This window comes from Nocardioides sp. Root682 (genome assembly GCF_001427795.1).
Lineage (GTDB): Bacteria > Actinomycetota > Actinomycetes > Propionibacteriales > Nocardioidaceae > Nocardioides.
This window is the reverse complement of sequence record NZ_LMHJ01000001.1, coordinates 1688098-1713880: the sequence shown is the minus strand read 5'-3', so window position 1 is coordinate 1713880 and position 25783 is coordinate 1688098. Positions and strand designations below refer to the sequence as shown.

The window sequence follows — 25783 nt, the reverse complement described above, 5'->3', positions numbered from 1 at the left end:
TGGCCGGACACGCGCTCGCGCGCGGTGGCCGCCTGCCAGCCTAACCGCGGGGCAGGCTCCGGCTCACATCGCCGACGCCCCGTCGAGGTGTCCTGCGACACCTCTAGACTTCCCCCATGCAGACCATCGGGCTCGTCGGCGGCATGTCCTGGGAGAGCAGTGCGGCCTACTACGAGGCGCTCAATCGCGGTGTCGAGCAGCGTCTCGGGGGCTTCCACTCGGCACGGACAGCGATGACATCGGTCGATTTCGGCGAGGTCACCGCACTCCAGGAGGCCGAGGACTGGGATGGCGTCGCGGCCATCCTGCGTGACGCCGCCATCTCGGTCGAACGCGCCGGTGCCGACTTCCTGATGTTGTGCACGACGACCTTCCACCGCGTTGCCGAACAGGTCCAGGACGCGGTCTCCATCCCGCTGCTGCACCTGGGCGACGTCGTCGCCGAGGCGTGCAAGGAGCAGGGCGTCGAGACGGTGGCCCTGCTCGGCACGAAGTTCGCGATGTCGCGCACCTTCTTCACCGACCGCATCGCAAGCCACGGCCTGGGCGTGCTGGTGCCGGAGCCGACGCACCACGACGAGCTCAACCGGATCATCTACGACGAGCTGGTCCATGGGAAGGTCGTCGACGACTCCCGTCGCTCGGTCGTCGCGATGATCAGCGAGCTGTGGGACGCCGGCGCGGGCGGCGTGATCCTGGGGTGCTCCGAGCTGGAGCTGCTCGTGCGCCAGGCCGATTCCGAGATCCCCGTGTTCCCGTGCACCTCGCTGCACGTCGAGGCCGCGCTGGACCGCGCCCTCGCCTGAGGCTCACACCGCGCGGACCATGCCCTTGGCCGCGAGCTGGTCGAGGAAAGCCGCGACGTCGGCGCGGCAGGCCTCGGCACTGACGTCGTACTCCTCGGAGACGAGGGTGGCCAGCTCGCTGACGTCGTGCGGCTGGGCGAGGTGGCGCCACAGGGCTGCGGCGACGCCCTTGACCGCGTAGTACTCGCCCTGCTCGACGCCCATCATCACGAATTCGGCGTCCATCTCGACGGCGTGGAGGGCGGAGTCGCGGACCCAGCGGCCCGACGCAGCAGGGGTCTCAGTGGCTCGTCGCATGGTGTTCCTTCCCAGGGGTCCCGGAGAGGGACTGGTCGATGTCGGCGAGGATCGCGTCGGCCGAGGCCACGACGGAGTCCATGCCGCGGGGGCGGTCGAGGCGCGCGGGTCGCACGGTCGCGGCAAGTGCCGCGCTCCGGGCCAGATGGGTCTGCCGATGGGCGCCCACCAGGATCTCCTTGCGGTAGCTGTGCTCGTGCAGGCTGGTGAAGATCGCCGCTCCCGTGAGCGGAGTGATCGTGAGCGGACCGCGGTGCCGGTCGAGCACGTAGATCCAGCGCACGGGCAGCGGGTCGAGCGGTGGCCGGTCCAGGGGCACGTGGAACTTCGCGTGCGCCCCGCGGATCCGGTCGTAGCCGCTCGAGTCGATGCCGAGCCGGTCGAGCGCGTCCTGCCACAGCTTGAGGCGCGGCCAGCCGGGGAGAGCACGGCCGTCGGCATCGATCGGGACGACGTCGTCGCTGAGGATGTCGTGTCCGCGGCGGTGCATCTCGGCCGCGAGCGTTGACTTCCCCGCGCCGGAGTGACCGACCACCACCGCGCACGCGTCGCCGACGCGGAAGGCGTTGCCGTGCAGCACGAGATGGCCGCGCTGCACCATCAGCGCGCCGAGCGCCGTACCGAGCAGGAAGAGCTTGAGGACTCCGGCCTCCACCTCGGGAGCAGGCTGCACGACGATCCGGGTGCCGCCCTCGCAGACGTAGCGGCCGACGTCGGGGACGTCGACGCCGATCCGGTCGCCGTCGACCCACAGGCCGAGAGGGAGCAGGGTGGCGGATGCCGACGGGCCGGCCGGTGTGCCCAGCGTGATCTCGATGTCGGCGGCTCCCGGCCCGTCGAGGGAGCCGCCCACCTCGGGCAGGGCGATCTCACTGGAGAGTCGGAGGCCGTAGGCGGAGTACATGGGCACGGACCTGTCAGCGGCCGCGCGGGGACCAGGTGAAGTTGCCGACGCCGACCCAGGACTGGCCGGTGCCACCGGCCACGGCGACGCGCCCGGCACTCACCCAGGCATGCGCCTTCAGGGTGCCGGCGTCGTCACGGCGTACGCCGAAGGTCACCGCGTGGGGCACGCGGGCCACGCGCAGCAAGGTGCGCGCGGTGAGGGCCTGTGGATAGCAGTCCGATCGCCAGGGGGTCCGGTGGGCGGCAGTCCGCACGGCCCAGCCGATCTGCCGGGCGCGATTCTCGTCGCGCGCGTCGGCAGGTGGGGGGACCGGCCCCGAGGCCGGGTCAGCTCCGTTCGGTGACCGTTGCTCACCCAGGAGGTGCCGGATCGCCCGGAAGGGCAGCACCACCGTGAGCAGGCGGGTGAGCCCCAGCAGGGTCCACGCCGCCACGAGCAGCAGTCCGGAGCGGGTGTTCAGCTGCCGAGCCCGATGCCCAGGTGGACGTCCACCTCGGCCACGGGGTCGACGTCGGCGTCGACATCGACCTCGATGTCGTCGTGCGTGGCGCTGAGGCTGAGGGCCTCGAGCACCGGCGTTTCGTAGGCAAGCTTCATGTGAGCTCCTTCTGTCATGACGGCGGGAGGGAGGTCCCCGTCAGGCGTTGAACAGAACTTTGACGTCCGGGGACACGCCTTCGTGCGGAGTTCCCGCATTTTTTAACCTGACGGGACCATCGATTCCGATGGTCCGGGGTTCCCGTGGCTGCCACGCTCGACGTCATGACCGCCAGCCCCGCCGCTCTCGGCGTCCTCCGGACGCTCGTGAAGGGTGCCCTGGGAGCGGAGGAAGGGCGGCCTGCGGAACCTGTCTCCCTCGGCGAGGTTGCGCCTCACGATCTCCTGGAGGTGATCGGCCGGCACCGGGTCTCCGACGTGCTGCGCACACACGCCGACGCCCTCGGACTGCCCCGCGAGATCACGTCGGTCATGGACGCCTGGCGCCAGCGCAACCAGCAGCGGCTGATGCTCCAGACCCTCGAGACGGTCCGTGCCGTCCGGCTCCTCGACGAGCACGGCATCGATGTGCTCGTCTTCAAGGGACAGGCCCTCGCCGTCCAGACGACGGGGCAGTACGACGCCCGCGGACCCGGTGACATCGACCTGCTCGTCGCGCCGGGGAAGGTCGCCGACGCCCACCGGGTGCTGAAGGCCGCGGGCTGGGCGCTGCACGCGTACGGGCAGATCGAGCCCGAGATGTGGGCCTGGGGGCACGTGAACCGATGGGGCAGCGCGCTGACGTACATCGGCGCGGGCGGCGACGTCGACCTGCACTGGCGGTTCGAGCCGTTGCGCGGCGCCCATCCTGAGTTCGCCGAGCTGTGGCCGCGCCGGGAGCTGGTCGAGATCGGTGGGGCGCAGGTGGCGACGCTCAGCCCCCGCGACGCGCTGGGCCACCTGGCCGGGCACCGTGAGGGCTGGACCTGGATGCGCACCTTGATCGACCTCCGTCGGCTCGCTCGCGATCCGGCAGTGTTCGACGGAGGCCTGCGCGCGCCGGCGGCCGTGTCGTTGGCGGTTGCGCGCGAGACGGTCGGGCTCCCTGTTGGCGTGCCTCCGCGGATCCACGCCCAGCTCGACCGGGTGCCGGCGGCAGTGCTCGACCGGGCGCGCGCGAACCACTCGGTGTCGAACCCGTCGACGTACTCCGGCGGCAGCGGGGGACACTTCCGCCATCACGTGGCGTCCAGCCGGAACCCGGGGGACCTGGGGCGGGCAGTCGTGGTCCTGGCGCTCCCGGCTCACGCGGCCCTGCCGATCCGTTCCCGGACGGCGTGGACGGGCGTCCCGTCGGCGCTGCGGTTGCGGTTCGGCAACCTGGTGCGGGCGCTGCTGGGACGGGTCAGGCGCGATGCACCTTGTGTGGAGCAGCCTGCGCCCGTGGCTTGATGACCAGCTCGTCGATGTTGACGTGGGGCGGGCGGGTCGCGACCCAGGTGATCGCGTCGGCGATGTCGTCGGCCACCAACGGCTCGGCCACGCCGGCGTAGACCGCGTCTGCCTTCGCCTGGTCGCCGTCGAACCGCACCAGCGCGAACTCGTCGGTCCGCACCATCCCCGGCGCGACCTCGCACACCCGCACCGGTTGGGTCACCAGCTCCAGGCGCAGCGTCTCGGTCACGACCTTCGTGCCGTGCTTCGCGGCGGTGTACCCGGCTCCGCCCTCGTAGGCCACGCGCCCCGCGATCGAGCCGACGTTGATGATCGTGCCGGCACCGCTGGCCACTCCGCCGGCGATCAGCGCGGGCAGCAGCGCCCGGGTGACCTGCATCAGGCCGACCACGTTGACGTCGTACATCCGGCGCCACTGGTCGGCGTCGCCCTCGGCGACCGGAGCCGAGCCGAACGCGCCCCCCGCGTTGTTCACGAGTACGTCGACCCGCGGGCCCGCTGTGGACGCCAGCGCCTGCACCGAGGACTCGTCGGTCACGTCGCAGACGACGGCCCGACCGCCGATCTCGACAGCGAGCGCCTCGATCCGGTCCGCCCGGCGCGCCGCGCAGATCACCTCGAAGCCGGCGTCGGCGAGGTGGCGCGCGGTGGCGGCGCCGATGCCGCTGGAGGCTCCGGTCACGACGGCGATCGGTCTGTTCATGAACGCCATTCTTGCCGGACGGGAATGCCGGGCACACTGGGAGGGTTGACCAATCGCCGGCCGACGGGAGTTCGGACGGCAGCGAGCGACATCAGCAGGAGGTGGCATGGGGGAGTCAGGGGCGTCCGAGGTCGGACGCGTCGCGATGATCAGCCTGCACACCTCGCCGCTGGACCAGCCCGGCACCGGTGACGCGGGCGGCATGAACGTCTACGTCGTCGAGGTCGCGCGGCGGCTCGCCCAGCGTGGCATCGAGGTCGACATCTTCACCCGGGCCACCCGCTCCAGCCTCGAGCCGATCGTCCCGATGTCCCCCGGCGTGACCGTGCACCACGTGCACGCGGGTCCGTTCGAGGGACTCACCAAGGAGCAGCTGCCCGGCCAGCTCTGCGTGTTCGCGCGCGAGGTGCTCCGGGCGGAGGCGGTGCACCCCGCCGGCCACTTCGACGTCGTGCACTCCCACTACTGGCTGTCCGGGCAGGTCGGCGCGCTTGCGCGCGACCGCTGGGGCGTGCCGCTCGTGCACTCGATGCACACCATGGCCAAGGTCAAGAACGAAGCACTCGCCGAGGGCGACACCCCCGAGCCCGAGGCCCGAGTCATCGGCGAGGAGCAGGTCGTCGAGGCAGCCGACGTGCTGATCGCGAACACCGACCTCGAGGCCAAGCAGCTGATCAACCTGTACGACGCCGAGCCGGCCCGCGTCGAGGTGGTGCACCCGGGCGTCGACACCGACGTGTTCCGGAGCATGTCGCCCGCGGAGCGGTCGGCCGCCCGTCGGGCCCGCGACCTGGCTGACGACGCGCTGGTGCTGCTCTTCGCCGGACGCATCCAGCCGCTCAAGGCCCCCGACGTGCTGCTCCGCGCTGTCGCCGAGCTCCTGTTCCGCCGCCCCGACCTCCGTTCGCGCCTGGTCGTGCCGGTCGTCGGCGGCCCGTCCGGCAGTGGCCTGGAGCGGCCCGCTGCTCTGGCCAACCTGGCGGCCGAGCTGCGCATCGACGACGTCGTCCGGTTCGTCCCGCCCGTGCCGCAGCACGAGCTCGCGGGGTGGTACTCCGCGGCCACGCTCGTCGCGGTGCCGTCGTACAACGAGTCGTTCGGGCTGGTCGCCGCCGAGGCACAGGCCGCCGGGTCGCCGGTCGTGGCCGCCGCAGTAGGTGGGCTCACGACCGTCGTCCGGGACGGTCACAGTGGCTTGCTGGTCGACACCCACGAGCCGCACGACTGGGCCCTCGCCCTGGAGCGGGTCGTCGCCGATGCCGACTTCCGCGAGCGGCTCGCCGCCGGCGCCCTCGTGCAGTCCGAGAGGTTCTCGTGGGACGCCACGGCCGCGCAGACGCTGGCCGTCTACGAACGTGCCCACTCGCTCATGCGCCAAGAAGTAGGCTCGTCTGCGTGATGGAACCCGCGGACGTCGTACGCACCCATCTGGTGGACAACGACATCGAGTTCGAGGAGTCGACGCCGGGCACCTTCACGTTCTCGTTGCCCGGTGAGAAGAAGCTCCAGACTCCTGTGCGCCTCGACGTCGGGCCGCACGCACTGGGCGTGCACGCGTTCGTGTGTCGCCGCCCCGACGAGGAGTTCGAACGGGTCTACCGCTGGCTCCTCGAGCGCAACCTCAAGATGTACGGCGTCGGCTTCGCCCTGGACCACCACGGCGACATCTACCTGGACGCCAGGTTGCCGCTCTCGTCGGCGACGCCGGAAGACCTGGACAGGCTCCTCGGCTCGGTGCTGACCTACGCCGACGAGTCGTTCAACACGATCCTCGAGCTCGGCTTCGAGTCCTCCATCCGCAAGGAGTGGCAGTGGCGGATCGACCGGGGCGAGTCGACCGCGAACCTCGAGGCGTTCCGGGGCTGGCTGGAGCCTGCGGAGACCGACTCAGGCGCGTAGCCGCGCCGACTGCCGTCGCAGGTGGTTGGCCTCCGGGAGGGTCGGCGCCTTGCCGGCGGCGACGGAGTAGAGCCGGGCCGCCTCGACGGTGTCCCCGGCCTGCTCGTGGAGCCACGCCGCGACCGCGTCGTAGCGCGGCAGCGTGGTGTCGAGGGGCGCGAGCGCCTTCAGGCCCGCCAGCGGGCCGTCGGCAGCTCCGACCGCCACGGCCCGGTTGAGCAGCACGATCGGGCTGGGGGAGAGGCGGACGAGCTCGTCGTACCACTCCAGGATCTGGACCCAGTCGGTCTCCTCGGCCCGGGCGGCGTCGTCGTGGAGGGCTGCGATCGCGGCCTGCGCCTGGTACTCGCCCACCGCGTCGCGGTCCAGCGCGTCCTGCAGGATCCCGACCGCCTCCGCGATCATCGCCGTGTCCCACCGAGAGCGGTCCTGGTCGGCCAGGGTGACCAGCTCCCCGCCGGGAGTACGACGCGCAGCCCGCCGCGCGTGGTGCAGCAGCATGAGGGCGAGGAGGCCGCCGACCTCCGGGTCAGGGGTCGTGGCAGCCAGCTGCCGGGTCAGCCGGATCGCCTCGACGGCGAGGTCGACCTCGCCGGTGAAGCCCTCGTTGAAGATCAGGTAGAGAACCCGCAGGACGGCGGTGACCTCGCCCGGGCGCGCGAACGGCTGCCCGGCGATCGTCCGCTTGGCGCGGGAGATCCGCTGCGCCATCGTGGCCTCCGGCACCAGGAACGCCTGCGCGACCTGCGCGGTGGTCAGCCCGCCGACCGCGCGCAGGGTCAGCGCCACCGCTGACGCCGGTGTGAGGTCCGGGTGGCAGCAACGACTCAGCAGGAGCAGCGTGTCGTCGGCCTGTTCGGTCGGTCCCGCGTCGGGCTCGAGGCGGTGCTGGAGCTCGCGCCGGTTGCGGGCGGCCACCGAGCGGTGCTCGTCGATCATCTTGCGGCCGGCCACCGTGACCAGCCACGCACGCGGGTCGTCGGGCATCGCATCCGGCCATCGTCGTACGGCCTCGACGAGGGCTTCCTGGACGGCGTCCTCGGCCGCCGCGAACTCGATCCCGCGGCGGACGAGGATGCCCAGGACCTGCGGGGTCAGCTCCCGCAGCAGGTCCTCGTTCACTCGGTGACCACGGGCGGCTCGCCGTAGAACGGGCGCACCTCGATCCACTCGTGGATCGGCCGGCCGCCCTTGCCCGGCGCCGCCGACAGGCTGGCGGCCGCTTCGTAGGCGCGCTCCTGCGAGTCGACGTCGATGATCATCCAGCCGGCGATCAGCTCCTTGGTCTCGGGGAACGGGCCATCGGTGACGGGCGGCCTGCCCTCGCCGTCGTACCGGACGAACGCGCCGGCCGGCTCGAGGGCCTGACCGTCGACGAACTCGCCGCGCTCGCTCATCTCGTCGGCCCACTGGCGCATGAACTCGACGTGGGCCGTGATCTCGTCCGGCTCCCACTGGTCCATCGGCACGTTGGTGCCGGGCAGCCAGTCCGGGCCGCTGGTGCGGTTGTAGTGCTTGAGCAAGAGGTACTTCGCCATCGTGGTCTCCTTGGGTCCGAGGTGGCCATTCTTGCCACCTTCACTCCTGGGACGGAGCCCTTGGCCGGTTCTCGACATGGACTGGCAAGAAATCGGTGGGGAGATGTCGGTGGCGGTCCGTAGATTGATCCGGTGACGAACCGCGGTTGGACCCTGTTCCTGGCGATGTGCTTGATCTGGGGCCTGCCGTACCTCTTCATCAGGATCGCCGTCGAGCACGTGTCGCCTGCTGAGCTCGTCTTCCTGCGTACGGCGCTCGCGGTCCTCGTGCTGCTGCCGATCGCGCTGATGCGCCGCGAGGTCGCGCCGGTGCTCGCCCGCTGGCAGCCGCTCGTCCTGTTCGCGGTCATCGAGATCATGATCCCGTGGGTGCTGCTCGGGCACGCCGAGCAGCGCATCTCCTCGTCGCTGGCCGGCCTGCTGGTGGCCGCGGTCCCGCTGTTCGGGGCACTGGCGTTCCTGGTGACCGCCCATGCCGAGCGGTTCACGCTCAAGCAGCTGGGCGGTCTGGTCCTCGGTTTTGCCGGGGTGGCCTGCCTGGTCGGCCTCGACCTGGGGCATCTCGACATGCTCGCGGTGGCGGAGATGCTGGGCGTGGCGGTCTGCTACGCAGCCGGACCGCTGATCCTGGCGCGCTGGTTCTCCGACGTCTCCGGTCTCGGCGTGATGGCCTGCGCGCTGACCGTCACTGCCGTCGTCTACGCACCGTTCGGTGTGGCGAATCCGCCGACCGACCTGCCGGCCGAGGCCTGGGTCAGCATCGGCGTGCTCTCACTGGTCTGCACCGCGCTGGCCTTCGTCGTCTTCCTCGACCTGATCAAGGAGGCGGGGCCGACGCGGTCGACGATCATCACCTACGTCAACCCCGCGGTGGCGATCGTGCTCGGCGTGATCGTGCTCGACGAGAAGATCACCAACGGCATGATCGTCGGCTTCCCGCTGATCCTGGTCGGCTGCCTGGTGGCTGCGGGCGGCCGGAGTGCGAAGGTCGCGATCATCGAGCCCGCTGCGGACGTCGTCCTCGAGTGCGATCTGCCCGCGGAGGTCGAGGAGCTTGCGCAGCAAGCGTCTCGAGACCCCGATCAGACTTCCAGCTTGTAGCCCAGCCCGCGCACGGTGACGAGGTACTTCGGCTCGCTCGGCTCGGGCTCGAGCTTGGCCCGCAGGCGCTTGACGTGCACGTCGAGCGTCTTGGTGTCGCCGACGTAGTCCGAGCCCCAGACCCGGTCGATCAGCTGGCCACGGGTCAGCACCCGGCCGGGGTTGCGCAGGAACATCTCGAGCAGCTCGAACTCCTTGAGCGGGAGTCGCTGCTCGGTGCCGTCGACGGTCACGACGTGGCGCTCGACGTCCATCCGGACCGGTCCGGCCTCGAGGGTGTCGGGAAGCAGCTCGGCCTCGTTGCCGCGGCGCAGCACGGCACGGATCCGGGCGACCAGCTCGCGCGGGGAGTACGGCTTGGTGACGTAGTCGTCGGCGCCGAGCTCGAGTCCGACGACCTTGTCGACCTCGTCGTCCTTCGCGCTGACCATGATCACGGGCACGTTCGACGTCTGCCGGATGGTGCGGCAGACCTCGGTGCCGGGGATGCCGGGGAGCATCAGGTCCAGCAGCACGATGTCCGCGCCGTTGCGGTCGAACTCCTTCAACGCCTCGTTGCCGTCCGCCGCGATCGCGACCTCGAACCCCTCCTTGCGGAGCAGGTAGGCGAGGGCGTCGCTGTAGCTTTCTTCGTCTTCGACGACAAGGACACGGGTCATGGGGACTTCTCCTGATCTTCGGTGCGTTCGGCCGGTGAGTCCGGGTCGGACGCGAGCGGGGCCAGCCGGATGAGCGGCCTGGCCTCCTGGTGGTCGGGGTGTTTGGGAAGGGACAGCGTGAACGTCGAGCCCTGGCCCTCGACGGACCAGACGCGCACGTCTCCGCCGTGGGTGGCGGCAACGTGCTTGACGATCGACAGGCCGAGTCCGGTGCCTCCCGTGGAGCGGTGTCGCGCGGGATCGACGCGGTAGAACCGTTCGAAGATCCGGTCGACCTCGGCCTCGGGGATGCCGATGCCCTGGTCGATCACGGAGATCTCGACGGAGGAGCCGACCCGCTTGCGGGTCACGACCACGCGGGAGTTCGGCTCGGAGTACGCGATGGCGTTCGCGACCAGGTTGGCGACGGCCGCGCTGACCTGCTTCTCGCTGCCGATCACCTTGAGGCCCTCGTCGCCCTCGGCGATGATCGAGATGTCCTTCGCGGTGGCGTTGGTGTGGCTGCCGTCGACTGCGGCGGCGACGATCTCGTCGATCGAGACGGGCACCGGGGAGTCGATCGGCTCGTCCCCCTGCAGCCGTGAGAGCTCGATGATCTGCAGGATCAGTCGCGACAACCGGTCGCTCTCGGTCAGCATCCGCGAGGCGAAGCGATAGACCGCCTCGGGGTCGTCCGATGCGTCCTGTACCGCTTCGGCGAGGAGCCGGATCGCACCGATCGGTGTCTTCAGCTCGTGGCTGACGTTGGCGACGAAGTCGCGACGTACGGCGTCGACCTGTCGCTCCCGCGTGCGGTCCTCGACCAGGGCCAGGACCAGGCGGGAGCCGAGCGGTGCGACGCGGGCCGTGACGTGGCGGGGGACGCCGGCCGCCCGCGGCACGATCAGCTCGGTCTCGCGGATCTGTCCGTCGCGGCGGACCTGGCGGATCAGGTTGCCGAGCTCCTCGGACAGCAGGCTGGTGCCACGGACGAAGCCCATGGCGTACGCCGGCGCGGAAGCCTTGAGGACCACGTCGGACTCGTCGACGACGACCGCGCTGCTGCGCAGCACGGAGAGCACGGCGGCGACCCCGTCCGGCACCTGCGGTTCCTCGGGTGCGACGTACTGTCGTTGTTGCCGATCGCTGAGGTACCAGGCGAACATCGCGCCGCCGGACACGAGGGCGCCGAGGATCGCGGCCAGGAAGGCCTGCGTCGTCGGATCCACAGCTCGATCGTACGGCTCAGCGCAGATCGAGCCGGGAATCGGCGAGGCCGGGCTTCGCGATGTTCATTCCCCGTTCACCGGCATGCGCCGGTTGGTCACCTGTGTTGCCTAGGCTCTGCCGCATGCGTGACGCCTACATTGACCAGCTCGATGCGATCTTCGAGGACCTCGCGGGCATCGCCCGCCGCGTCCAGGTCGCCGTCGGCCAGGCCACCACCGCCCTGATGACCGGTGACTCCTCGATTGCGGAGAAGGTCATCAGCGACGATGCCGAGATCGACCGTGCCCGCGAGCAGGTCGAGGAGAACGCCTTCAGCCTGCTCTCCCTGCAGCAGCCGGTCGCCCGTGACCTGCGCACCGTCGTCGCCGCGCTGCGCATGGTCGCCGAGCTCGAGCGGATGGGCGACCTCTCCGTGCACGTCGCCAAGGTCGCGCGCCTCCGCGTGCCGGACGTCGCCGTGCCCGCGGAGGCCCGTCCGACGATGACACGGATGGCCGAGGTCGCCGAGGACATGGTCGCGCGGGTGTGCGAGGTCATCGCCGGTCGGGACGTCGAGGCGGCGATCGCCCTGGGTCGCGACGACGAGGAGATGGACCAGCTCCGTCGTACCAGCTTCTCCGAGCTGCTCTCCGACGACTGGTCGCACGGTGTCGAGGCGGCCGTCGACATCGCCCTGCTCGGCCGCTACTACGAGCGCATCGCCGACCACGCGGTCTCGATCGCCAACCGGGTCATCTTCGTGGTGACCGGGCACAACCCGGTCCCCGCTGCCTGACAGCCATTCATTCACCAGATCGGCCCGCCCCGTGTGCACGGGGCGGGCCGATCTGCGTGCGGAGTGTTGATCAGGATGCGGTGCGCGGCCGGGCGAGCAGTGTTGCGGCGCTCGCGAGGCCGATCGCGGCGATGATCGCCGCGGCCGCGAAGCCGGCGTGGGCTCCGGCGAGGAAGTCACCCGGCACGCGGTGCGAGGCGTAGACCGAAGCGACCACGGCCAGGCCGACCGCGCCACCGAGCTGCTGCATGGTCTGCAGCAGGCCGGAGGCTGCTCCGGCGTGTTCCGGCTCGACACCGAGCAGGGCCAACGACGTGATCGGCATGAAGCTGCCGCCCATGCTCAGGCCCATCACCAGCAGGGCAGGGAAGACGCCGGTCCAGTAGGTCGTCCCGGCATCGATCTGGTTGAGGAACACGAAGCTGGCGAGCGTGCCCGCGGCACCCGCGACGATGATCGGCGGTTGCCGGAACCGGGTGACCAGACGCGGGGTGATCCGCGACATGGTGAACACGCTGAGCGGGATCGGCAGGAACGCAAAGCCGGTCTGCAGCGGCCCGTAGCCCAGGTCCTCCTCGAAGTACTGCACCATCAGGAAGAACGTGGCCAGCATGCCGCCGTACAGGCCCGCCATCGTGACGAGGGTGGCGACGCGGGAGCGGCTTCGCAGCAGGCCGAGGCGGAGCAACGGGTGGCTGTGGCGTGCCTCGGTGACGACCAGCACGACCGCGAGGACGGCGGCGAGGAGGAGTCCGAGGATGGTCTCCGCTGAGCCCCAACCGTGCTCGGGCGCCTTGATGAGTGTCCACACGAGGGCGACAGCGGCGCCGGTGGCGCTCACGGCCCCGACGACGTCGAAGCGGCCCGGTCGACGGGGGGTGTCGGCGACGTGGCGGCGGACGGTGAGCAGGACCGCGATCCCGATGGGCACGTTGATGAACAGCGTCCAGCGCCATGACAGCAGGTCGGTGAGGACGCCGCCGAGCAGCATGCCGAGGGCGGCGCCTCCCGAGGAGACCGCCGTGAAGAGGGCGAGCCCACGGTTGCGGGCGGCTTCGTCGCGCGCAGTGGTGGTGATCAGGGCAAGCACGGAGGGTGCCGCGATCGCAGCGCCGACGCCCTGGAAGGCACGCGCCGTCACGAGCATCCACGGCTCGGTGGCGAGGCCGCCGAGCAGGGAGAAGAGCGTGAACACGGCGAGGCCGACGCAGAAGACCGAGAGCCGGCCGAAGACGTCGCCGAGCCGGCCGCCGAGGAGCAGGAGGCCGCCGAAGGCAAGTGCGTAGCCGTTGAGGACCCACGACAGCGAGGCGGGGCCGAAGTGGAGATCAGTGGCGATGTGGGGGAGTCCGACGTTCATCACGGCGGAGTCGAGGACCAGCATGAGCTGGGCGAGGAGAACGATGGAGATACCGGTCGACGTCGTGCGGGCGATGGCCCGTGGCGCCGCGGGAGAGAGCGTGATGGAAGACAAGGGTGGTGTCCTGTTCTGGCCGGGGAGGCCGACGTACACTTAGCGGAGGATGACTCCGGTTGTCCTCCACAATACGGAGGGTGTCTCCGTTTAGCAAGGGAACAGGTGAACTCGTTGCGCGCCGATGCCGTCCGCAACCGTGAGCACATCGCGGACATCGCTCGTCAGCTCTTCCGCGAGAAGGGCTACGACGCCGTGTCGATGGATGAGGTCGCCAAGACCGCCGGAGTCGGTGTCGGGACGCTCTACCGCCACTTCCCGACCAAGGAGGCGCTGTACGACGCCGCCATCCAGGCGTGGGTCGAGACGGTGAATGCTGCCGCGGCGAAGTCGCTGGCCGGCGAGGGCAGCCCGCGGGACCGGCTTCTCGCCTGGTTCCAGGCGTACGTCGAGTTCCTCACCCGCCACAAGGGCGCTGCATGGCGGATCACCAGTGCGCTGGGTGACGAAGGGTCACCGTTCGCCACCAAGTGCCGCACCTATCTCGACGCCAACCAGCGGGTGATCGACGCACTGGCAGCTGAGGGAGCCATGCGCCGTGACGTCGACGCGATGCAGCTGTGCCGGCTCGTGGGTGGGGTTGCTGCCGTCGTCGACAACAGCGACCTCGACGCTGAGGCGGCGAAGTCGATGCTGGCCGTCGTCGCCGACGGGGTTCTGGCCGACTAGGGGGAGTTTCACCGGCCGGCCGGTGAAACTCACGCTGGGACGACGAAGGTTCCTCGTCCAAGCATGAGTTTCGTCGTCCAACCCGCCCGCAGAGCGGGAGTTTCACCGGTCAGCCGGTGAAACTCCCGTGTGTGCGGCTGCCGAGACTGACTACCGGCCCTGGTTCGCCACGGCCGCCGCGGCGGCAGCAGCCGCTTCGGGGTCGAGGTAGCGGCCGCCCGGGACGGTCGGCACGAGGGTGTCCTCGTCGAGCTCGTAGACCAGCGGCATGCCCGTCGGGATGTTGAGCCCGGCGATGTCGGCGTCGCTGATCTGGTCCAGGTGCTTGACGATCGCGCGCAGGCTGTTGCCGTGCGCGGCGACCAGGACGGTGTTGCCGGCGCGAAGGTCCGGCACGATCCCGGCGTCCCAGTAGGGCAGCAGGCGGGAGATGACGTCCTTGAGGCACTCGGTGCGGGGCAGGTCGTCGCCGAGGTCGGCGTAGCGCGGGTCGTCGGCCTGGGAGAACTCGCTGCTGTCGTCCAGCGGCGGCGGCGGGATGTCGAACGAGCGACGCCAGAGCATGAACTGGTCCTCGCCGTACTGGGCGCGGACCTGTGCCTTGTCCTTGCCCTGCAGGTCGCCGTAGTGGCGCTCGTTGAGGCGCCAGGAGCGGCGCACGGGGATCCAGTGCCGGTCGGCGGCGTCGAGCGCGAGCGCGGCGGTGTTGATGGCGCGGCGCTGCAGCGAGGTGTGCAGGACGTCCGGCAGCAGGCCGGCCTCCTTCAGCAGCTCGCCACCACGCACGGCTTCCGCGCGGCCCTTGTCGGTCAGTGCGACGTCGACCCAGCCGGTGAAGAGGTTCTTCGCGTTCCAGTCGCTCTCGCCGTGGCGGAGCAGGATGAGCGTGAACGTCATCAGTGCGCGCCCTCCGGAGCGGGGGCTTCGTCGGAGCAGTTGAAGCGGGCGTCGCCGCCCTCCTCGTGCTCGCCGTCGGCGTGCTCCTCCTCGGCTGCAGCGTCGGCGGCTTCGCCGTCCCCTGCCTCGTCCTCGGCGGGCTCGGACTCCTCGGAGTCGCTCTCGGCGGCCTCGGTCGGGATCTGGGTGTACTGGTAGCAGTTCTTGACGACCGGAACGTTCAGGCTGACCGTCTCGCCGGTGCTGAAGCCGAGCTCGAGGGTGATCACGTCGCCGGCGGTGAAGTCGCCGGTCACGGGGATGACGACGTCCGCAGCGAGGTTGACGGCTCCGCGACCGGGGACCTCGACCGCCTTGAACTTGGCGGTCGCCTTGCCCTCGGGGGAGGTCACGGTGTCCAGGTCGGCATCCTCGTCGAGGTTGTTCGAGAGTGACCCGATCAGGCGACCCTCGCCCGTGGCGGTGGCCAGCAACCGGATGCCGAGGGCGTCGACCGAGGCCTCCCGGTTGTTCTCGCCGGCCGCGATCGTGTTGATGCGGTCGGTCGGGTAGTCGAAGCCGCAGGACGACAGGGTCATGGCGGCGGGCACGAGGGCCAGCAGCAGTCCGGCGATCGCAGTCGGGCGCAGGTGGTGCATCTCGGCAGGCCTCCGCAGCTCTCTCTTCATCGGCCGTTGCAACGGCCCCTGGGTCCGGGTCGGTGCTTCCGCTGGCGTACGCCGCGGGAGCGGCCACACTCTAGCGGTCTCCGGGACCGGCGAGGTGTGCGGCTCGGGCTGAGGTCAGCGGCTGAGGCCGACCTTGGCGCCCATCACGACGAGCAGGACGGTGATCACCACCGTGTAGAGGGTGGCGAGGGCCAGCAATCGCGTGGCGCCGAGCTTGAGTCCCAGCTTGAGCGGAAGGTAGGTCCAGCCGTCCTCGTGGTCGGCGACCAGACCCCAGACGGCACGCAGGAAGTGGATGCCGATGCCGAGCAGTGCGGCGAGCACCACGATCGAGGTCTCGGGTGCGCTGCCGACCGCCTGGCCGCCCCAGCCGCCATAGGAGAGGTAGGCAGGAAGGAGGGCGAAGGACGCCGCCCACGACCACCACGAGAAGAACCCGGTGCGCAGCACGATGTTGCCGAGCATGCCGACCGCGACCGCCGCGAGGTACAGGCAGCCCGCGCGAATCCCGGTCATGATCGACAGCGGCACGAGCAGCAGCGTCGCGACCACGATGGCGTACCAGACCGTGTCCGCCTGGAGGCGGCCCATCGCGAGCGGCTTGCCCTTGAGGCCGTGGGACTTGTCGCGCTGCCGGTCGACGATGTCGTTGTGCCAGCCGAGGATCGTCTGGCCCACCAGCACGGTGAGGAGTACGACGCCCGCTTCGCGGGCCGGGCGGCCGGCGATCGCCGCCACCAGGCCCATGGCAACGGCCGTGCCGATGGCCTGCTTGGCGTGCGCCGCCTGGAGGAGCTGGATCGGCACCACCTCGGCGGGATTGCGGCCACCGAAGAGGACACGGGCCAGGCCGGTCGGCTGTTCGTAGGTGGGCTGGACGAGGCCGTCCTCGTAGAGGTCCTCGTCGTCAGCAAGGTCGTCGGCAAGGTCGTCGGGAAGGTCTTCGCCCTCGTCGAGGGCGGTCTCCTCGTCGGGGTCGAGGTCGGCCTCGAGCTCCAGGTCCACGTCGAGCTCAGCGTCCACGTCGTGATCGCCCTCCGGCTCGACGTCCGGTGCCGTGTCGGTGTCCTCGTCCGGGTCGAGGGGGCCGTCGTCGGCCGTCTCCTCGGGCGCCGACACCTCCGCGGAGTCGACCTCCTCCTCGACTGAGGTGGTTTCCTCCCCGGCAGGGCGGCCGCGTCGCCAACGCTGCGTCTTTGCCATGACGAGCAGTATTGACCACGCTCCGGCGCCTTGTGCGCGGGCCCGCCGAAACGTCTGTCCCACATCGGTGTCGTCCGCGTGGGCGGTGGGGGGCCGTCGTACCCCGGTCAGGTGATCTGTCTCACGGGCAACCGTGCCGGCCGAACACACCTCACCCGCGTTGTCAAGCCAGCCAATGCGGCCCTGACCTGCGCAAACGCTTCGTGGGACCGGCCCAGGGCGTGGTAGCATAGGTCACCCTAGGAAGGGGCTTTTCACATATGACTTTCACCGTCGGCGAAACGGTCGTCTACCCCAATCACGGGGCTGCGGTCATCGAAAACATCGAGATGCGGACGATCAAGGGGGAAGCTCGGGAGTACCTCGTTCTCCGGATCGTCGCCCAGCAGGACCTGGTTGTCCGGGTTCCGGCTTGCAACCTCGATCTTGTCGGGGTCCGCGACGTGGTGGACAAGGAAGGCCTGGACCGTGTGTTCGGCGTCCTTCGGGCCGAGCACGTCGAGGAGCCGACCAACTGGTCGCGTCGCTACAAGGCGAACCTCGAGAAGTTGCACAGTGGCGATGTCATGAAGGTGGCCGAGGTCGTCCGCGACCTGTGGCGCCGTGAGCGGGACCGCGGGCTGTCGGCCGGCGAGAAGCGCATGCTCGCCAAGGCTCGTCAGATCCTCGTCTCCGAGCTCGCGCTCGCCGAGCACACCAACGAGGACAAGGCCGAGACGATCCTGGACGAAGTCCTCGCCAGTTAGTTTGGGTCGAGCGCGTCTCCGGCGTTCAGCGGCGAGCAAGCTCGCAGCCACGACGCCTCCCGACGCGCTGCCGACCAATGATCGACGACGTCGTACGGTGGGGCCCTGATGAGCCCCCATCCGTACGACGTCGTTGACATTTGTGCCCCCGTCTCGGGGATGGTGGTCGAGGAGGGCCGCGGTGCGCTCCCGTTCCACCTGATCCACGGCGAGTCACTCGTCGCTGCTGCCGCCTGGGCGGCCGGCGAAGCCGGGATCGACCTGATCGACCAGACCGTGCCGTGGGAGCTCGTCGCCGAACGCGGTGAGGCCGTGCTGCTGCACGACCCGTTGTGCCCGATGACCCCGCCCGCTTTCCTGGCCCGCTGCGCCGATCGGGCCGGTGTCGAGGACCGGATCGTCGTCGGTGTCCGTCCGGTGACCGACACCGTCAAGGTGGTTCGTGAGCAGACCCTGGGCGAGACCGTCGATCGCGACGAGCTGCTCGCGATCTGCTCGCCGGTGGTGCTGCCGCCGTCGGTGGTCGAGGACCTGTTCGCGGCAGGCGGACCCTTGCCCTCGACCGACTTCCTCGAGCTGGTCGCCACCCTGCGGGAGAGGTACGGCGACGAGCGGGTCGAGTTCGTCGAGGCGCCCCCCGAGGCGCGGCGGGTGGGCTCGGACGAGGACATCGCGGTGCTGGCCGCCCTGACCGACCCCCGCTGACCGGTCGGTCGTCCGCGACTTCTAACCGAGCAGTGCCTCGGCGACGGGCAGGTCTTCGGCGAAGGTGACCTTGAGGTTCCTCGCCCCGGCCGGGACGGCCCGGATCGTGCCCCCACCGGGCGCGAACTGTGCGAAGGCTGCGGCGGTGTCGGTGCCGTCGAAGCCCGCTGCCCTCGCCGCGGCGTAGGCCGCGACGAGCGGCGCGGCGCGGAACGCCTGCGGCGTCTGGACGCCGACCAACCGGCTGCCCGGGTCGGTGGGCATCGACGTCCCGATGGCGGGGCGCGGGAACAGGCCGGCCAGCTCCAGTGTGGGTACGGCGCCGCCGTACTCACGAGCGATGGCGATGACCCGCTCGAACAGGTCGGTCCCGGCGAGCGGCCGCGCGCCGTCGTGGATCGCGATCACGTCGATCTCCCCGGCGGCGACCACAGGGGCGAGCAGGTCGAGGGCGGCCTGTTCGGAGGCCTGGCGGGTCGCGCCACCGTCGATCAGCAGCACCTCGCGGTCGCCGACGTGCGGCGCGAGCGCCTGCGCGATGGTCGTGCGTTCGCCCGGGCGGCAGACGACCACGACCGGTGCGACGTCCGGGAGCGACAGTGCGGTCTGTACCGACCAGGCCAGGAGTGGTCGGTCCCGCAGGGTCAGCAACACCTTGTTCACGTCGGCGCCGACGCGGGTGCCGCTACCGGCCGCCAGGACGACGACAGCGGCACGGGGCGGAACCGGATCCGATGCGGCGGGGGCGGGAGTCGACACCGGGCGAGAGTAGTCGCCGCACGCCGTCCGGGGAGGGTCGGGAGCCGAGCAACTGGGAGAAAGCGTTTTCCTCCCCGTTACACAGCGAAACGCTGGCGAGAACAACACCGACCTACGTTCACAGGCATGAGAGGTCGCGGGGCCGTGGAGGAGTGGCAACCGGTCTGCCGGATGGCTGAGCTCGAGGTCGATCGCGGTGTGACCGCGCTGGTGCACGGGCAGGCGATCGCGATCTTCCGGACGGGGGATGACGCGGTCTACGCGCTCGGCAACCACGACCCGTTCGCACGGCACGCGATCGGGGGCATCTCCAAGGGCATCGTGGGGCGCCGCGGCGAGACGCCGTTCGTCGCGTCACCGGCCCATCGGCACGCCTTCGACCTGCGAACCGGACGGTGCCTGGACGACGTCCACGCCGCTGTGCCGGCGTACGACGTCAAGGTGGTCGAGGGCGTCGTGCTCGTCGGTCACCGGAAGACCGCTGCCGCCTAGTCCCTCTACGCCACGGCTGAGCCGGCTCGCGCGAGCGAACGGTCGATCAGCACGGACAGCTCGCCGCTGACCAGGTCGCGTCGTTCGAACGGCAGGTAGTGGCCGGCGTCGGGGGCCACGAGCATCCGGGCGCCGCGGATGCCGCGGGCGATCCTGGCGGCGTGCCCGGGCGGGGTGAGCAGGTCACGACTGCCGACCAGCACGGTCGTGGGGATGTCGTCGAACGCGGACAGGTTGCCGACCCGGTCGTGCGTCATCATGTCCTTGAAGAAGCCGGACATGGTGTCGGGCCCGGCTTTGATGAGCTGGTCGACGACGTGGCCGACGTCGCGCGGCTGTGCCGGTCGCCCGAACAGGAAGCGCTTGGTGATCTGGCGCTCGATCACGGGGTACTTCTCGCGCCGGCTGAGGCTGAGCATCCGCGATCGGCTGGCCAGCACCAGCGGCAGCCGGTCGCGCAGCAGGGCTCCTGCCTGCGGTGGCAGTCCGAGGGTCACCTTGTTCATCTCTCCGCACGACGTGCTGACGAACAGTGCGCCGTCGAGGCGGTCCATCAGGTCGGGCCGTTCCTCGGGGAGCGCGGTGATCGACATGCCGCCGATGGAGTGGCCCGCGAGGACCAGGCGACCATCGGGCGCGAAGGCGTCGATGACCAGGCCCATGTCGCGGGTCAGGTGGGGCACCGTGCAGGCCGCTTCCGGTGCGCGATCGGACCGGCCGTGGCCGCGGTGGTCCCAGGTGATCAGCCGGATCTGGTGCCCGTAGCGGCTGAGCAGGTCGGCCACCTGGTAGTGCCAGTCCGACTCGTCCGCCGTCCAGCAGTGGGCGAGCAACACCGACAGTGGTGCATCTGCCTGCCCGCGGACGGTCACGTGGATGCGCAGGCCGTCCTCGGTGATCACGTCGTGCTGGGTCACGCTGGGTCCTCCCTCGACGCCGGTGTCGGCCGCCACCCTGCCACGCACAGGTACACCTGCGACAGCGTGTTGCGGGAACTTCCGAGTCGTGGGACGGGCTCAGTGACTCAGCAGTGCGGTCGCGATCGCCGCCACCCCTTCGCCACGACCCGTGAGGCCCAGCCCGTCGGTGGTGGTGGCCGAGAGCGAGACGGGGGCGTCCAGCACCCCACCCAGTGCCGCCTCGGCCTCGGCTCGCCGCGGACCGATCTTCGGGCGGTTGCCGATCACCTGGACGGCGACGTTGATCACCGAGAACCCGGCCGCCTCGACCCGGCGCCGGGTCTCGCCGAGCAGGGCGGCCCCGCTCGCGCCCGACCACTGCGGTTCCGCCGTACCGAAATTGCTGCCGAGGTCGCCGAGGCCCGCTGCCGAGAGCAGGGCGTCGCAGATCGCGTGGGCCGCGACGTCGGCGTCCGAGTGACCCTCGAGACGGACGTCCTCGTCGGGCCAGAGCAGTCCACCGAGGGCCAGCGGCGCGTCGTCGTCCACGCGGGGGACGACGCGGTGGACGTCGGTGCCGATGCCGGTGCGGAGCCCGGCGAGCGCGGCGGCGACACTCCCGTTGGCAGTTGGGTTCACGCTCTGATCATGCCTGAGGGACAATCGGCCCTGTGAAGACATCCCGCGGTTGGTGGGCCTTCGCCGGTCTGCTGTCCGGTGCGGTCGGCCTGGCCCTGAGCTACGCCGCAGCGGCACTGCTCCACGTGCGGGAATCCCCCGTCGTCGTGGTCGCGGAGGGCTTCGCGGACCTGACGCCCGGATCGGTCGTCAAATGGGCGATCGACACCTTCGACAAGGACGACAAGAAGATCCTCGTCGTCGGCATCATGCTCTTCCTCGCCGTGACGTTCGCCGTGCTCGGGCGGCTCGCCCGGACCCGGTGGTGGGCCGCCATGGTCGGGTACGGCGTCCTGGCCGGCGTCGCGGTCGTCGCGGTGCTCGCCAAGCCCACACCGAGCCCCATCGACTTCGCGCCGATCGTGGTCGGGCTGTTGTGCTGGATCGTCGCGCTGGCCGTCCTGGCCGAGTGGCTGCGGCGCTGGGAGATGGTCGCCGACAGCGACGACCCTGCGGCCGAGCCGATGCACACCCGCCGCCACTTCTTCATCGCCGCCGGCGCCACGGCCGGGTTCGCGGCCTTCGGCGGGCTGCTCGGACGGCTCGCGGGCAGTGCGCGCCGCCGGGCCGAGGAGAGCCGCCGGCTGCTGCGGATCGAGGGCATCACCGCACCGGACGTCCCGGACGGCGCCGCCTTCGACATCGAGAACGTCTCGCCCTGGCAGACGCCGAGCGAGGACTTCTACCTGATCGACACGGCCTTCATCAAGCCGACCATCGAGCCTGCCGACTGGGAGCTGCGGATCCACGGCATGGTCGATCGGGAGATCACGCTGACCTACCAGGACCTGGTCTCGCGCGAGATCACCCAGGACTGGATCACCCTCAACTGCGTGTCCAACGAGGTCGGGGGCGACCTGATCGGCAACGCCTGGTGGAGCGGCGTGCGCCTGGCCGCGATCCTCGCTGAGGCCGGCCCGCAGGACGGGGCCGACGCCGTGCTGCAGACCTCCGAGGACGGCTGGACCTGCGGCACCCCCCTGGGCGCGCTGATGGACGAGCGCAACGCGATGCTGGCCGTCGCGATGAACGGCGAGCCGCTCCTCATCGAGCACGGCTTCCCGGTGCGCACGATCGTGCCCGGGCTCTACGGCTACGTGTCGGCGACCAAGTGGGTCGTCGACATGGAGGTCACCCGGTTCGACGAGATCGACGCCTACTGGACGGGCAAGGGTTGGTCCGAGCAGGGGCCGGTCAAGATCGCCTCCAAGATCGAGGTGCCCCACGACGGTGACGAGGTCTCCGCCGGTGAGGTCGTCGTCGCCGGCGTCGCGTGGCTCCAGCACACCGGCATCTCCGGGGTCGAGGTCCAGGTCGACGGCGGCGCCTGGAAGCCAGCCGAGCTGGCGACCACGCCCAACATCGACACCTGGGTGCAGTGGCGCACGACGCTCGACCTCGACGAGGGCGAGCACCAGCTGCGGGTCCGCGCCACCGACAAGGCCGGCAACGTGCAGACCGGGGCGATCGCCGACGTTCTGCCCGACGGTGCGACCGGATGGCACACCATCGACGTCAGCGCGAACGCATGAGCGCGTGAGCGCGCGGGACTTCGCCGCCCTGACGGGCGGGGCTCTTGTCGTCGGTGGCTCCGGGGGCCTGGGTCGCGCGATCGCCGAGCTGCTGATCGAGCGTGGGGCCCGTGTCGCCGTCACCCACCGCACCCGTCCGGTCGAGGTGGGCGTGGCGTCGTACGGACTGGACCTGGGGGACACCGAGGAGGTGACCCGTGTGGTCCGCCACGCCGCCGCCGAGCTCAGTGGGCTGCACACGGTCGTCCATGCGGCCGGGCCGCACGTGCCGATGGTCCACCTCTCCAAGGTGGCGCCGTCGGCGATGGGGGAGCAGCTGCTCGTCGACGCCGCGGGATTCTTCGCGGTCGCGCACGCTGCCCTGCCGTTCCTGCGGGAGTCGCGCGGCTCACTGACCGCGGTCACGACCGCTGCGACCTCCCGCTTTCCCGTGCGCGACGGCCTCTCCTCTGCGCCCAAGGCAGCCGTCGAGGCGATGGTGCGTGGCCTCGCCGTCGAGGAGGGCCGGTACGGCGTCCGGGTCAACGCCGTGGGCCCCGGCATGCTCAACGACGGGATGGCCGAGCGGCTCATCTCCTCCGGCGAGCTCGACGAGCGGGCACTCGAGGTCACCCGCGGCAACATCCCGCTGAGGACCTTCGGGTCGGCCGCCGACATCGCCGAAGCGGTCTGCTTCCTCGCCTCGTCCCGCGCCGGGTTCATCACCGGCCAGAAGCTGGACGTGGACGGCGGATACTCCGCCTGACCAGCGCCGTCGCCGACGATGCGTCCCAGATCCCGGCACTTCTCTAGACTTGCCCGGTGACCATCCGGCTCTATGACACTGCGACTCGCGAAGTGCGTGACTTCGTGCCCCTTGAAGAGGGCAAGGCGAGTCTGTACGTGTGCGGTCTGACGGTCCAGAGCGAGCCGCACGTCGGGCACGTCCGCTCCGGCGTGAACTTCGACGTCCTCCAGCGCTGGCTGCGTTTCCGCGGGTACGACGTCACGTTCATCCGCAACATCACGGACATCGACGACAAGATCCTCGCGAAGTCCGCCGAGCAGGGTCGCCCCTGGTACAACCTCGCGTACGCGATGAAGATCGAGCTGGACCGGGCCTACTCCGCGCTGAACGTCGCGGCGCCGACCTACGAACCGGCCGCCACCGGGCACACGCCCGAGATGATCGTGATGATCGAGGAGCTGATCGCCCGCGGTCACGCCTACCCGGCGGCTGACGCGTCCGGTGACGTCTACTTCGACGTACGGTCGTGGCCGTCGTACGGCGAGCTGACCCACCAGGGCATCGACGACATGGAGCCCGCCGCCGACGCGGACCCGCGCGGCAAGCGTGACCCTCGTGACTTCGCGCTGTGGAAGGGCCGCAAGGAGTCCGAGCCGGAGACCGCGTCCTGGCCGAGCCCCTGGGGCCGCGGCCGGCCCGGATGGCACATCGAGTGCTCCGCGATGGCGGGCAAGTACCTCGGTCCCGCGTTCGACATCCACGGCGGCGGCGTCGACCTGCGCTTCCCCCACCACGAGAACGAGCAGGCGCAGTCGCGTGCGGCGGGCGGCGCGTTCGCGTCGTACTGGATGCACAACGCGTGGATCACCACCGCCGGCGAGAAGATGAGCAAGTCGCTCGGCAACACCCTCAGCATCCCGTCGGTCCTGCAGCGGGTGCGGGGCGTGGAGCTGCGCTACTACATGGCAGCAGCGCACTACCGCTCGCACGTGGAGTTCTCGTTCGAGGCGCTCGAGGAGGCGGCTGCCGGGTATCGGCGGATCGAGTCGTTCCTCGAGCGCGCTGCCGCCGCACTGGGCGACGACGTGCCGCTCGGTGTGCCGTGCGCCGACTTCGTGACGGCGATGGACGACGACCTCGGCACCCCGGCGGCTCTCGCCGCCCTGTTCGAGGTGACCCGCGAGGGCAACAAGCTCCTGGCCGGTGACGACCTCACGGCGCTGCGCGGCAGCGCCGGCTCGGTGCGGGCGATGCTCGACATCCTTGGCCTCGACCCGGCCGACCCGGCCTGGGCAGCGAGCGGCGCGACCACGGACACCGAGGAGAGGTTGACCGCTGCGGTCGACGTCCTCGTCGCAGGCCTTCTCGACGAGCGCACGCAAGCCCGCGCCGACAAGGACTGGGCACGCGCGGACGCGATCCGCGATCGAATCAAGTCGGCTGGCATCGAAGTCACCGACACCCCTGATGGACCTACCTGGACGGTGAACTGAAATGGCCGGGAACTCGAGCCGCAAGGGCGCGATCCGCAAGTCGAGCAAGAGGCCCCAGGCCGGATCCGGTGGCCAGGTCCGCCGCGGCCTCGAGGGCAAGGGCCCGACGCCGAAGGCGGCCGACCGCCCGTACCACAAGACGCACAAGGCCGAGGAGTACAAGAAGCGCCAGGCCAAGCGCGCCGGCGCCAGCAGCGGTGGCCGCAAGACCAGCGACGCCGAGTGGATCGCCGGACGCAACTCGGTGCTCGAGGCGCTGCGCGAGAAGGTTCCGATCACGTCGGTCTACGTCGCCGACAACACCGAGCGCGACACCCGCCTGCGTGAGGTCTTCCGGCTCGCCGCGGAGATGGGCGTCGGCCTCATGGAGGTCAGCCGCACCGAGCTCGACAAGCTCACCGACAAGGCTGTCCACCAGGGCATCGCCGCGCGGATCCCTCCCTACGAGTACGCCGACCCGAACGACCTGCTCGAGGCGGCCACCGAAGCGGCCGAGGCTCCGCTCATCGTGATGCTCGACTCGATCACCGACCCGCGCAACCTCGGTGCGATCGTCCGCAGTGCCGCCGGATTCGGTGCGCACGGCGTCGTGATCCCGGAGCGCCGTGCCGCGTCGATGACGGCGTCGGCCTGGAAGACGTCGGCCGGTGCCGCTGCCCGCTGTCCTGTCGCCCAGACGGTGAACCTGAACCGCCAGATCAAGGCCTACCAGGACGCCGGCTGCTTCGTGATCGGCCTGGCCGCTGACGGCGACCTGAGCCTGCCGGAGCTCGTCGCCGACGCCGACCTGGTCAAGGGCCCGCTGGTGCTCGTCATCGGATCCGAGGGTGACGGCCTGGCCCGCCTGGTGGCGGAGAACTGCGACCGGCTGCTCTCGATCCCGATGGCAGGTGTCCTCGAGTCGCTCAACGCAGGAGTGGCTGCGTCGGTCGCGCTGTACGCCGTCGCGGAGGCGCGGAGCCGGAGGTAACGATTCCTCCGATCTCACCGGTACGGCTACTCAAGGTCCTGGCCT

Annotated in this window: 30 protein-coding genes; 14 read left to right on the top strand and 16 right to left on the bottom strand. The window is 70.5% G+C overall.

The features are described 5' to 3' along the window. Positions 1-116: 116 nt before the first annotated feature. Positions 117-806: an aspartate/glutamate racemase family protein gene (locus ASD84_RS08120; RefSeq protein WP_056708861.1), complete on the top strand. Its 690-nt coding sequence runs from the start codon at positions 117-119 to the stop codon at positions 804-806. A 3-nt stretch (positions 807-809) separates the two neighbouring features. On the opposite strand, the gene ASD84_RS25320 is transcribed toward ASD84_RS08120, so the two are convergent. The 4 genes from ASD84_RS25320 to ASD84_RS25035 are packed head-to-tail and all read right to left on the bottom strand — an operon-like array spanning position 810 to position 2607. Beyond that, positions 810-1103, bottom strand: a complete 294-nt coding sequence (locus tag ASD84_RS25320) for a PqqD family protein (RefSeq protein WP_162251504.1) — start codon at positions 1101-1103, stop codon at positions 810-812. Beyond that, entirely contained in the window at positions 1087-2007 is a 921-nt protein-coding gene (locus tag ASD84_RS25315) for a hypothetical protein (protein WP_056708858.1), read from the bottom strand. The genes ASD84_RS25320 and ASD84_RS25315 overlap by 17 nt, the downstream gene beginning before the upstream one ends. 13 nt (positions 2008-2020) lie before the next feature. Continuing rightward, positions 2021-2443 (bottom strand): lasso peptide biosynthesis B2 protein, encoded by a 423-nt coding sequence (locus tag ASD84_RS08105; RefSeq protein ID WP_056708855.1) that lies wholly within the window; start codon positions 2441-2443, stop codon positions 2021-2023. A 23-nt stretch (positions 2444-2466) separates the two neighbouring features. Then, a complete protein-coding gene (locus ASD84_RS25035) occupies positions 2467-2607 on the bottom strand; it encodes a hypothetical protein (protein WP_156391661.1) in 141 nt (46 codons plus the stop codon). A 165-nt stretch (positions 2608-2772) separates the two neighbouring features. Between ASD84_RS25035 and ASD84_RS08100 the strand changes: the two genes are divergently transcribed. Then, on the top strand, positions 2773-3939 hold the full coding sequence (locus ASD84_RS08100; protein WP_156391659.1) for a nucleotidyltransferase family protein: 1167 nt from the start codon (positions 2773-2775) through the stop codon (positions 3937-3939). Here the strand turns inward: ASD84_RS08100 and ASD84_RS08095 are convergent. Next, positions 3893-4645, bottom strand: a complete 753-nt coding sequence (locus ASD84_RS08095; protein WP_056710812.1) for an SDR family NAD(P)-dependent oxidoreductase — start codon at positions 4643-4645, stop codon at positions 3893-3895. The two genes, ASD84_RS08100 and ASD84_RS08095, sit on opposite strands and share 47 nt — an antisense overlap. A 106-nt stretch (positions 4646-4751) precedes the next feature. Between ASD84_RS08095 and mshA the strand changes: the two genes are divergently transcribed. Continuing rightward, the gene (gene mshA, locus ASD84_RS08090; RefSeq protein WP_056708851.1) at positions 4752-6044 is read left to right on the top strand and encodes a D-inositol-3-phosphate glycosyltransferase; all 1293 of its coding nucleotides are present in this window, start codon (positions 4752-4754) and stop codon (positions 6042-6044) included. Beyond that, entirely contained in the window at positions 6044-6544 is a 501-nt protein-coding gene (locus ASD84_RS08085; protein WP_056708849.1) for a YbjN domain-containing protein, read from the top strand. The genes mshA and ASD84_RS08085 overlap by 1 nt, the downstream gene beginning before the upstream one ends. On the opposite strand, the gene ASD84_RS08080 is transcribed toward ASD84_RS08085, so the two are convergent. Continuing rightward, positions 6533-7666, bottom strand: a complete 1134-nt coding sequence (locus tag ASD84_RS08080) for an RNA polymerase sigma factor (RefSeq protein ID WP_056708844.1) — start codon at positions 7664-7666, stop codon at positions 6533-6535. The two genes, ASD84_RS08085 and ASD84_RS08080, sit on opposite strands and share 12 nt — an antisense overlap. Next, complete coding sequence (locus tag ASD84_RS08075) at positions 7663-8082, bottom strand: YciI family protein (RefSeq protein WP_056708841.1); 420 nt, start codon at positions 8080-8082, stop codon at positions 7663-7665. The genes ASD84_RS08080 and ASD84_RS08075 overlap by 4 nt, the downstream gene beginning before the upstream one ends. A gap of 132 nt (positions 8083-8214) precedes the next feature. On the opposite strand from ASD84_RS08075, the gene ASD84_RS08070 reads away from it, so the two are divergent. Continuing rightward, complete coding sequence (locus ASD84_RS08070) at positions 8215-9183, top strand: DMT family transporter (RefSeq protein ID WP_082573216.1); 969 nt, start codon at positions 8215-8217, stop codon at positions 9181-9183. Here ASD84_RS08070 and ASD84_RS08065 read toward each other — a convergent pair. Beyond that, entirely contained in the window at positions 9165-9842 is a 678-nt protein-coding gene (locus tag ASD84_RS08065) for a response regulator transcription factor (RefSeq protein ID WP_056708838.1), read from the bottom strand. The genes ASD84_RS08070 and ASD84_RS08065 overlap by 19 nt on opposite strands. Then, a complete protein-coding gene (locus ASD84_RS08060; RefSeq protein WP_056708835.1) occupies positions 9839-11050 on the bottom strand; it encodes a sensor histidine kinase in 1212 nt (403 codons plus the stop codon). The genes ASD84_RS08065 and ASD84_RS08060 overlap by 4 nt, the downstream gene beginning before the upstream one ends. A 122-nt stretch (positions 11051-11172) precedes the next feature. Between ASD84_RS08060 and phoU the strand changes: the two genes are divergently transcribed. Then, a complete protein-coding gene (gene phoU / locus ASD84_RS08055; RefSeq protein WP_056708832.1) occupies positions 11173-11826 on the top strand; it encodes a phosphate signaling complex protein PhoU in 654 nt (217 codons plus the stop codon). A gap of 70 nt (positions 11827-11896) precedes the next feature. Here the strand turns inward: phoU and ASD84_RS08050 are convergent, their stop codons facing one another. Continuing rightward, positions 11897-13300, bottom strand: coding sequence for an MFS transporter (locus ASD84_RS08050; RefSeq protein WP_056708830.1), 1404 nt, complete (start codon positions 13298-13300; stop codon positions 11897-11899). Between the two features lie 105 nt (positions 13301-13405). On the opposite strand from ASD84_RS08050, the gene ASD84_RS08045 reads away from it, so the two are divergent. After that, positions 13406-13969: a TetR/AcrR family transcriptional regulator gene (locus ASD84_RS08045; RefSeq protein ID WP_235531026.1), complete on the top strand. Its 564-nt coding sequence runs from the start codon at positions 13406-13408 to the stop codon at positions 13967-13969. A 150-nt stretch (positions 13970-14119) separates the two neighbouring features. On the opposite strand, the gene ASD84_RS08040 is transcribed toward ASD84_RS08045, so the two are convergent. The 3 genes from ASD84_RS08040 to ASD84_RS08030 form a co-directional block, all read right to left on the bottom strand. Next, positions 14120-14866 carry a phosphoglyceromutase gene (locus ASD84_RS08040; RefSeq protein ID WP_056708827.1) on the bottom strand — a complete coding sequence of 249 codons (747 nt, stop codon included), beginning with the start codon at positions 14864-14866 and terminating at the stop codon, positions 14120-14122. Then, positions 14866-15534 (bottom strand): hypothetical protein, encoded by a 669-nt coding sequence (locus ASD84_RS08035; protein ID WP_156391657.1) that lies wholly within the window; start codon positions 15532-15534, stop codon positions 14866-14868. Before ASD84_RS08035 ends, ASD84_RS08040 begins: the two co-directional genes overlap by 1 nt. Positions 15535-15648: 114 nt before the next feature. Beyond that, positions 15649-16737 (bottom strand): hypothetical protein, encoded by a 1089-nt coding sequence (locus tag ASD84_RS08030; RefSeq protein WP_056708821.1) that lies wholly within the window; start codon positions 16735-16737, stop codon positions 15649-15651. A gap of 260 nt (positions 16738-16997) precedes the next feature. Between ASD84_RS08030 and ASD84_RS08025 the strand changes: the two genes are divergently transcribed. Together ASD84_RS08025 and ASD84_RS08020 are read left to right on the top strand one after the other, a co-directional pair. Further along, the gene (locus tag ASD84_RS08025; protein ID WP_056708817.1) at positions 16998-17483 is read left to right on the top strand and encodes a CarD family transcriptional regulator; all 486 of its coding nucleotides are present in this window, start codon (positions 16998-17000) and stop codon (positions 17481-17483) included. A gap of 108 nt (positions 17484-17591) precedes the next feature. Beyond that, positions 17592-18188 carry a 2-C-methyl-D-erythritol 4-phosphate cytidylyltransferase gene (locus ASD84_RS08020; protein ID WP_056708815.1) on the top strand — a complete coding sequence of 199 codons (597 nt, stop codon included), beginning with the start codon at positions 17592-17594 and terminating at the stop codon, positions 18186-18188. Between the two features lie 21 nt (positions 18189-18209). On the opposite strand, the gene ASD84_RS08015 is transcribed toward ASD84_RS08020, so the two are convergent. Continuing rightward, positions 18210-18947, bottom strand: a complete 738-nt coding sequence (locus ASD84_RS08015) for an IspD/TarI family cytidylyltransferase (protein ID WP_056708811.1) — start codon at positions 18945-18947, stop codon at positions 18210-18212. Between the two features lie 126 nt (positions 18948-19073). On the opposite strand from ASD84_RS08015, the gene nirD reads away from it, so the two are divergent. Next, the gene (gene nirD, locus ASD84_RS08010) at positions 19074-19439 is read left to right on the top strand and encodes a nitrite reductase small subunit NirD (protein WP_056708808.1); all 366 of its coding nucleotides are present in this window, start codon (positions 19074-19076) and stop codon (positions 19437-19439) included. A 5-nt stretch (positions 19440-19444) separates the two neighbouring features. On the opposite strand, the gene ASD84_RS08005 is transcribed toward nirD, so the two are convergent. Together ASD84_RS08005 and ispF are read right to left on the bottom strand one after the other, a co-directional pair. Then, on the bottom strand, positions 19445-20356 hold the full coding sequence (locus ASD84_RS08005) for an alpha/beta fold hydrolase (RefSeq protein ID WP_162251503.1): 912 nt from the start codon (positions 20354-20356) through the stop codon (positions 19445-19447). 99 nt (positions 20357-20455) lie between these two features. Beyond that, positions 20456-20977: a 2-C-methyl-D-erythritol 2,4-cyclodiphosphate synthase gene (ispF, locus tag ASD84_RS08000; protein ID WP_235531023.1), complete on the bottom strand. Its 522-nt coding sequence runs from the start codon at positions 20975-20977 to the stop codon at positions 20456-20458. Between the two features lie 32 nt (positions 20978-21009). Between ispF and ASD84_RS07995 the strand changes: the two genes are divergently transcribed. From ASD84_RS07995 to rlmB, 4 genes are read left to right on the top strand one after another with little or no spacing between them, the layout of a single operon-like run. Next, positions 21010-22548 carry a molybdopterin-dependent oxidoreductase gene (locus ASD84_RS07995; RefSeq protein ID WP_056708803.1) on the top strand — a complete coding sequence of 513 codons (1539 nt, stop codon included), beginning with the start codon at positions 21010-21012 and terminating at the stop codon, positions 22546-22548. 4 nt (positions 22549-22552) lie between these two features. Continuing rightward, positions 22553-23293 (top strand): SDR family NAD(P)-dependent oxidoreductase, encoded by a 741-nt coding sequence (locus ASD84_RS07990; protein ID WP_056708799.1) that lies wholly within the window; start codon positions 22553-22555, stop codon positions 23291-23293. 56 nt (positions 23294-23349) lie between these two features. After that, a complete protein-coding gene (gene cysS / locus ASD84_RS07985; RefSeq protein ID WP_056708796.1) occupies positions 23350-24768 on the top strand; it encodes a cysteine--tRNA ligase in 1419 nt (472 codons plus the stop codon). A gap of 1 nt (position 24769) precedes the next feature. Further along, the gene (gene rlmB / locus ASD84_RS07980) at positions 24770-25738 is read left to right on the top strand and encodes a 23S rRNA (guanosine(2251)-2'-O)-methyltransferase RlmB (RefSeq protein WP_056708793.1); all 969 of its coding nucleotides are present in this window, start codon (positions 24770-24772) and stop codon (positions 25736-25738) included. Positions 25739-25783 lie beyond the last annotated feature (45 nt).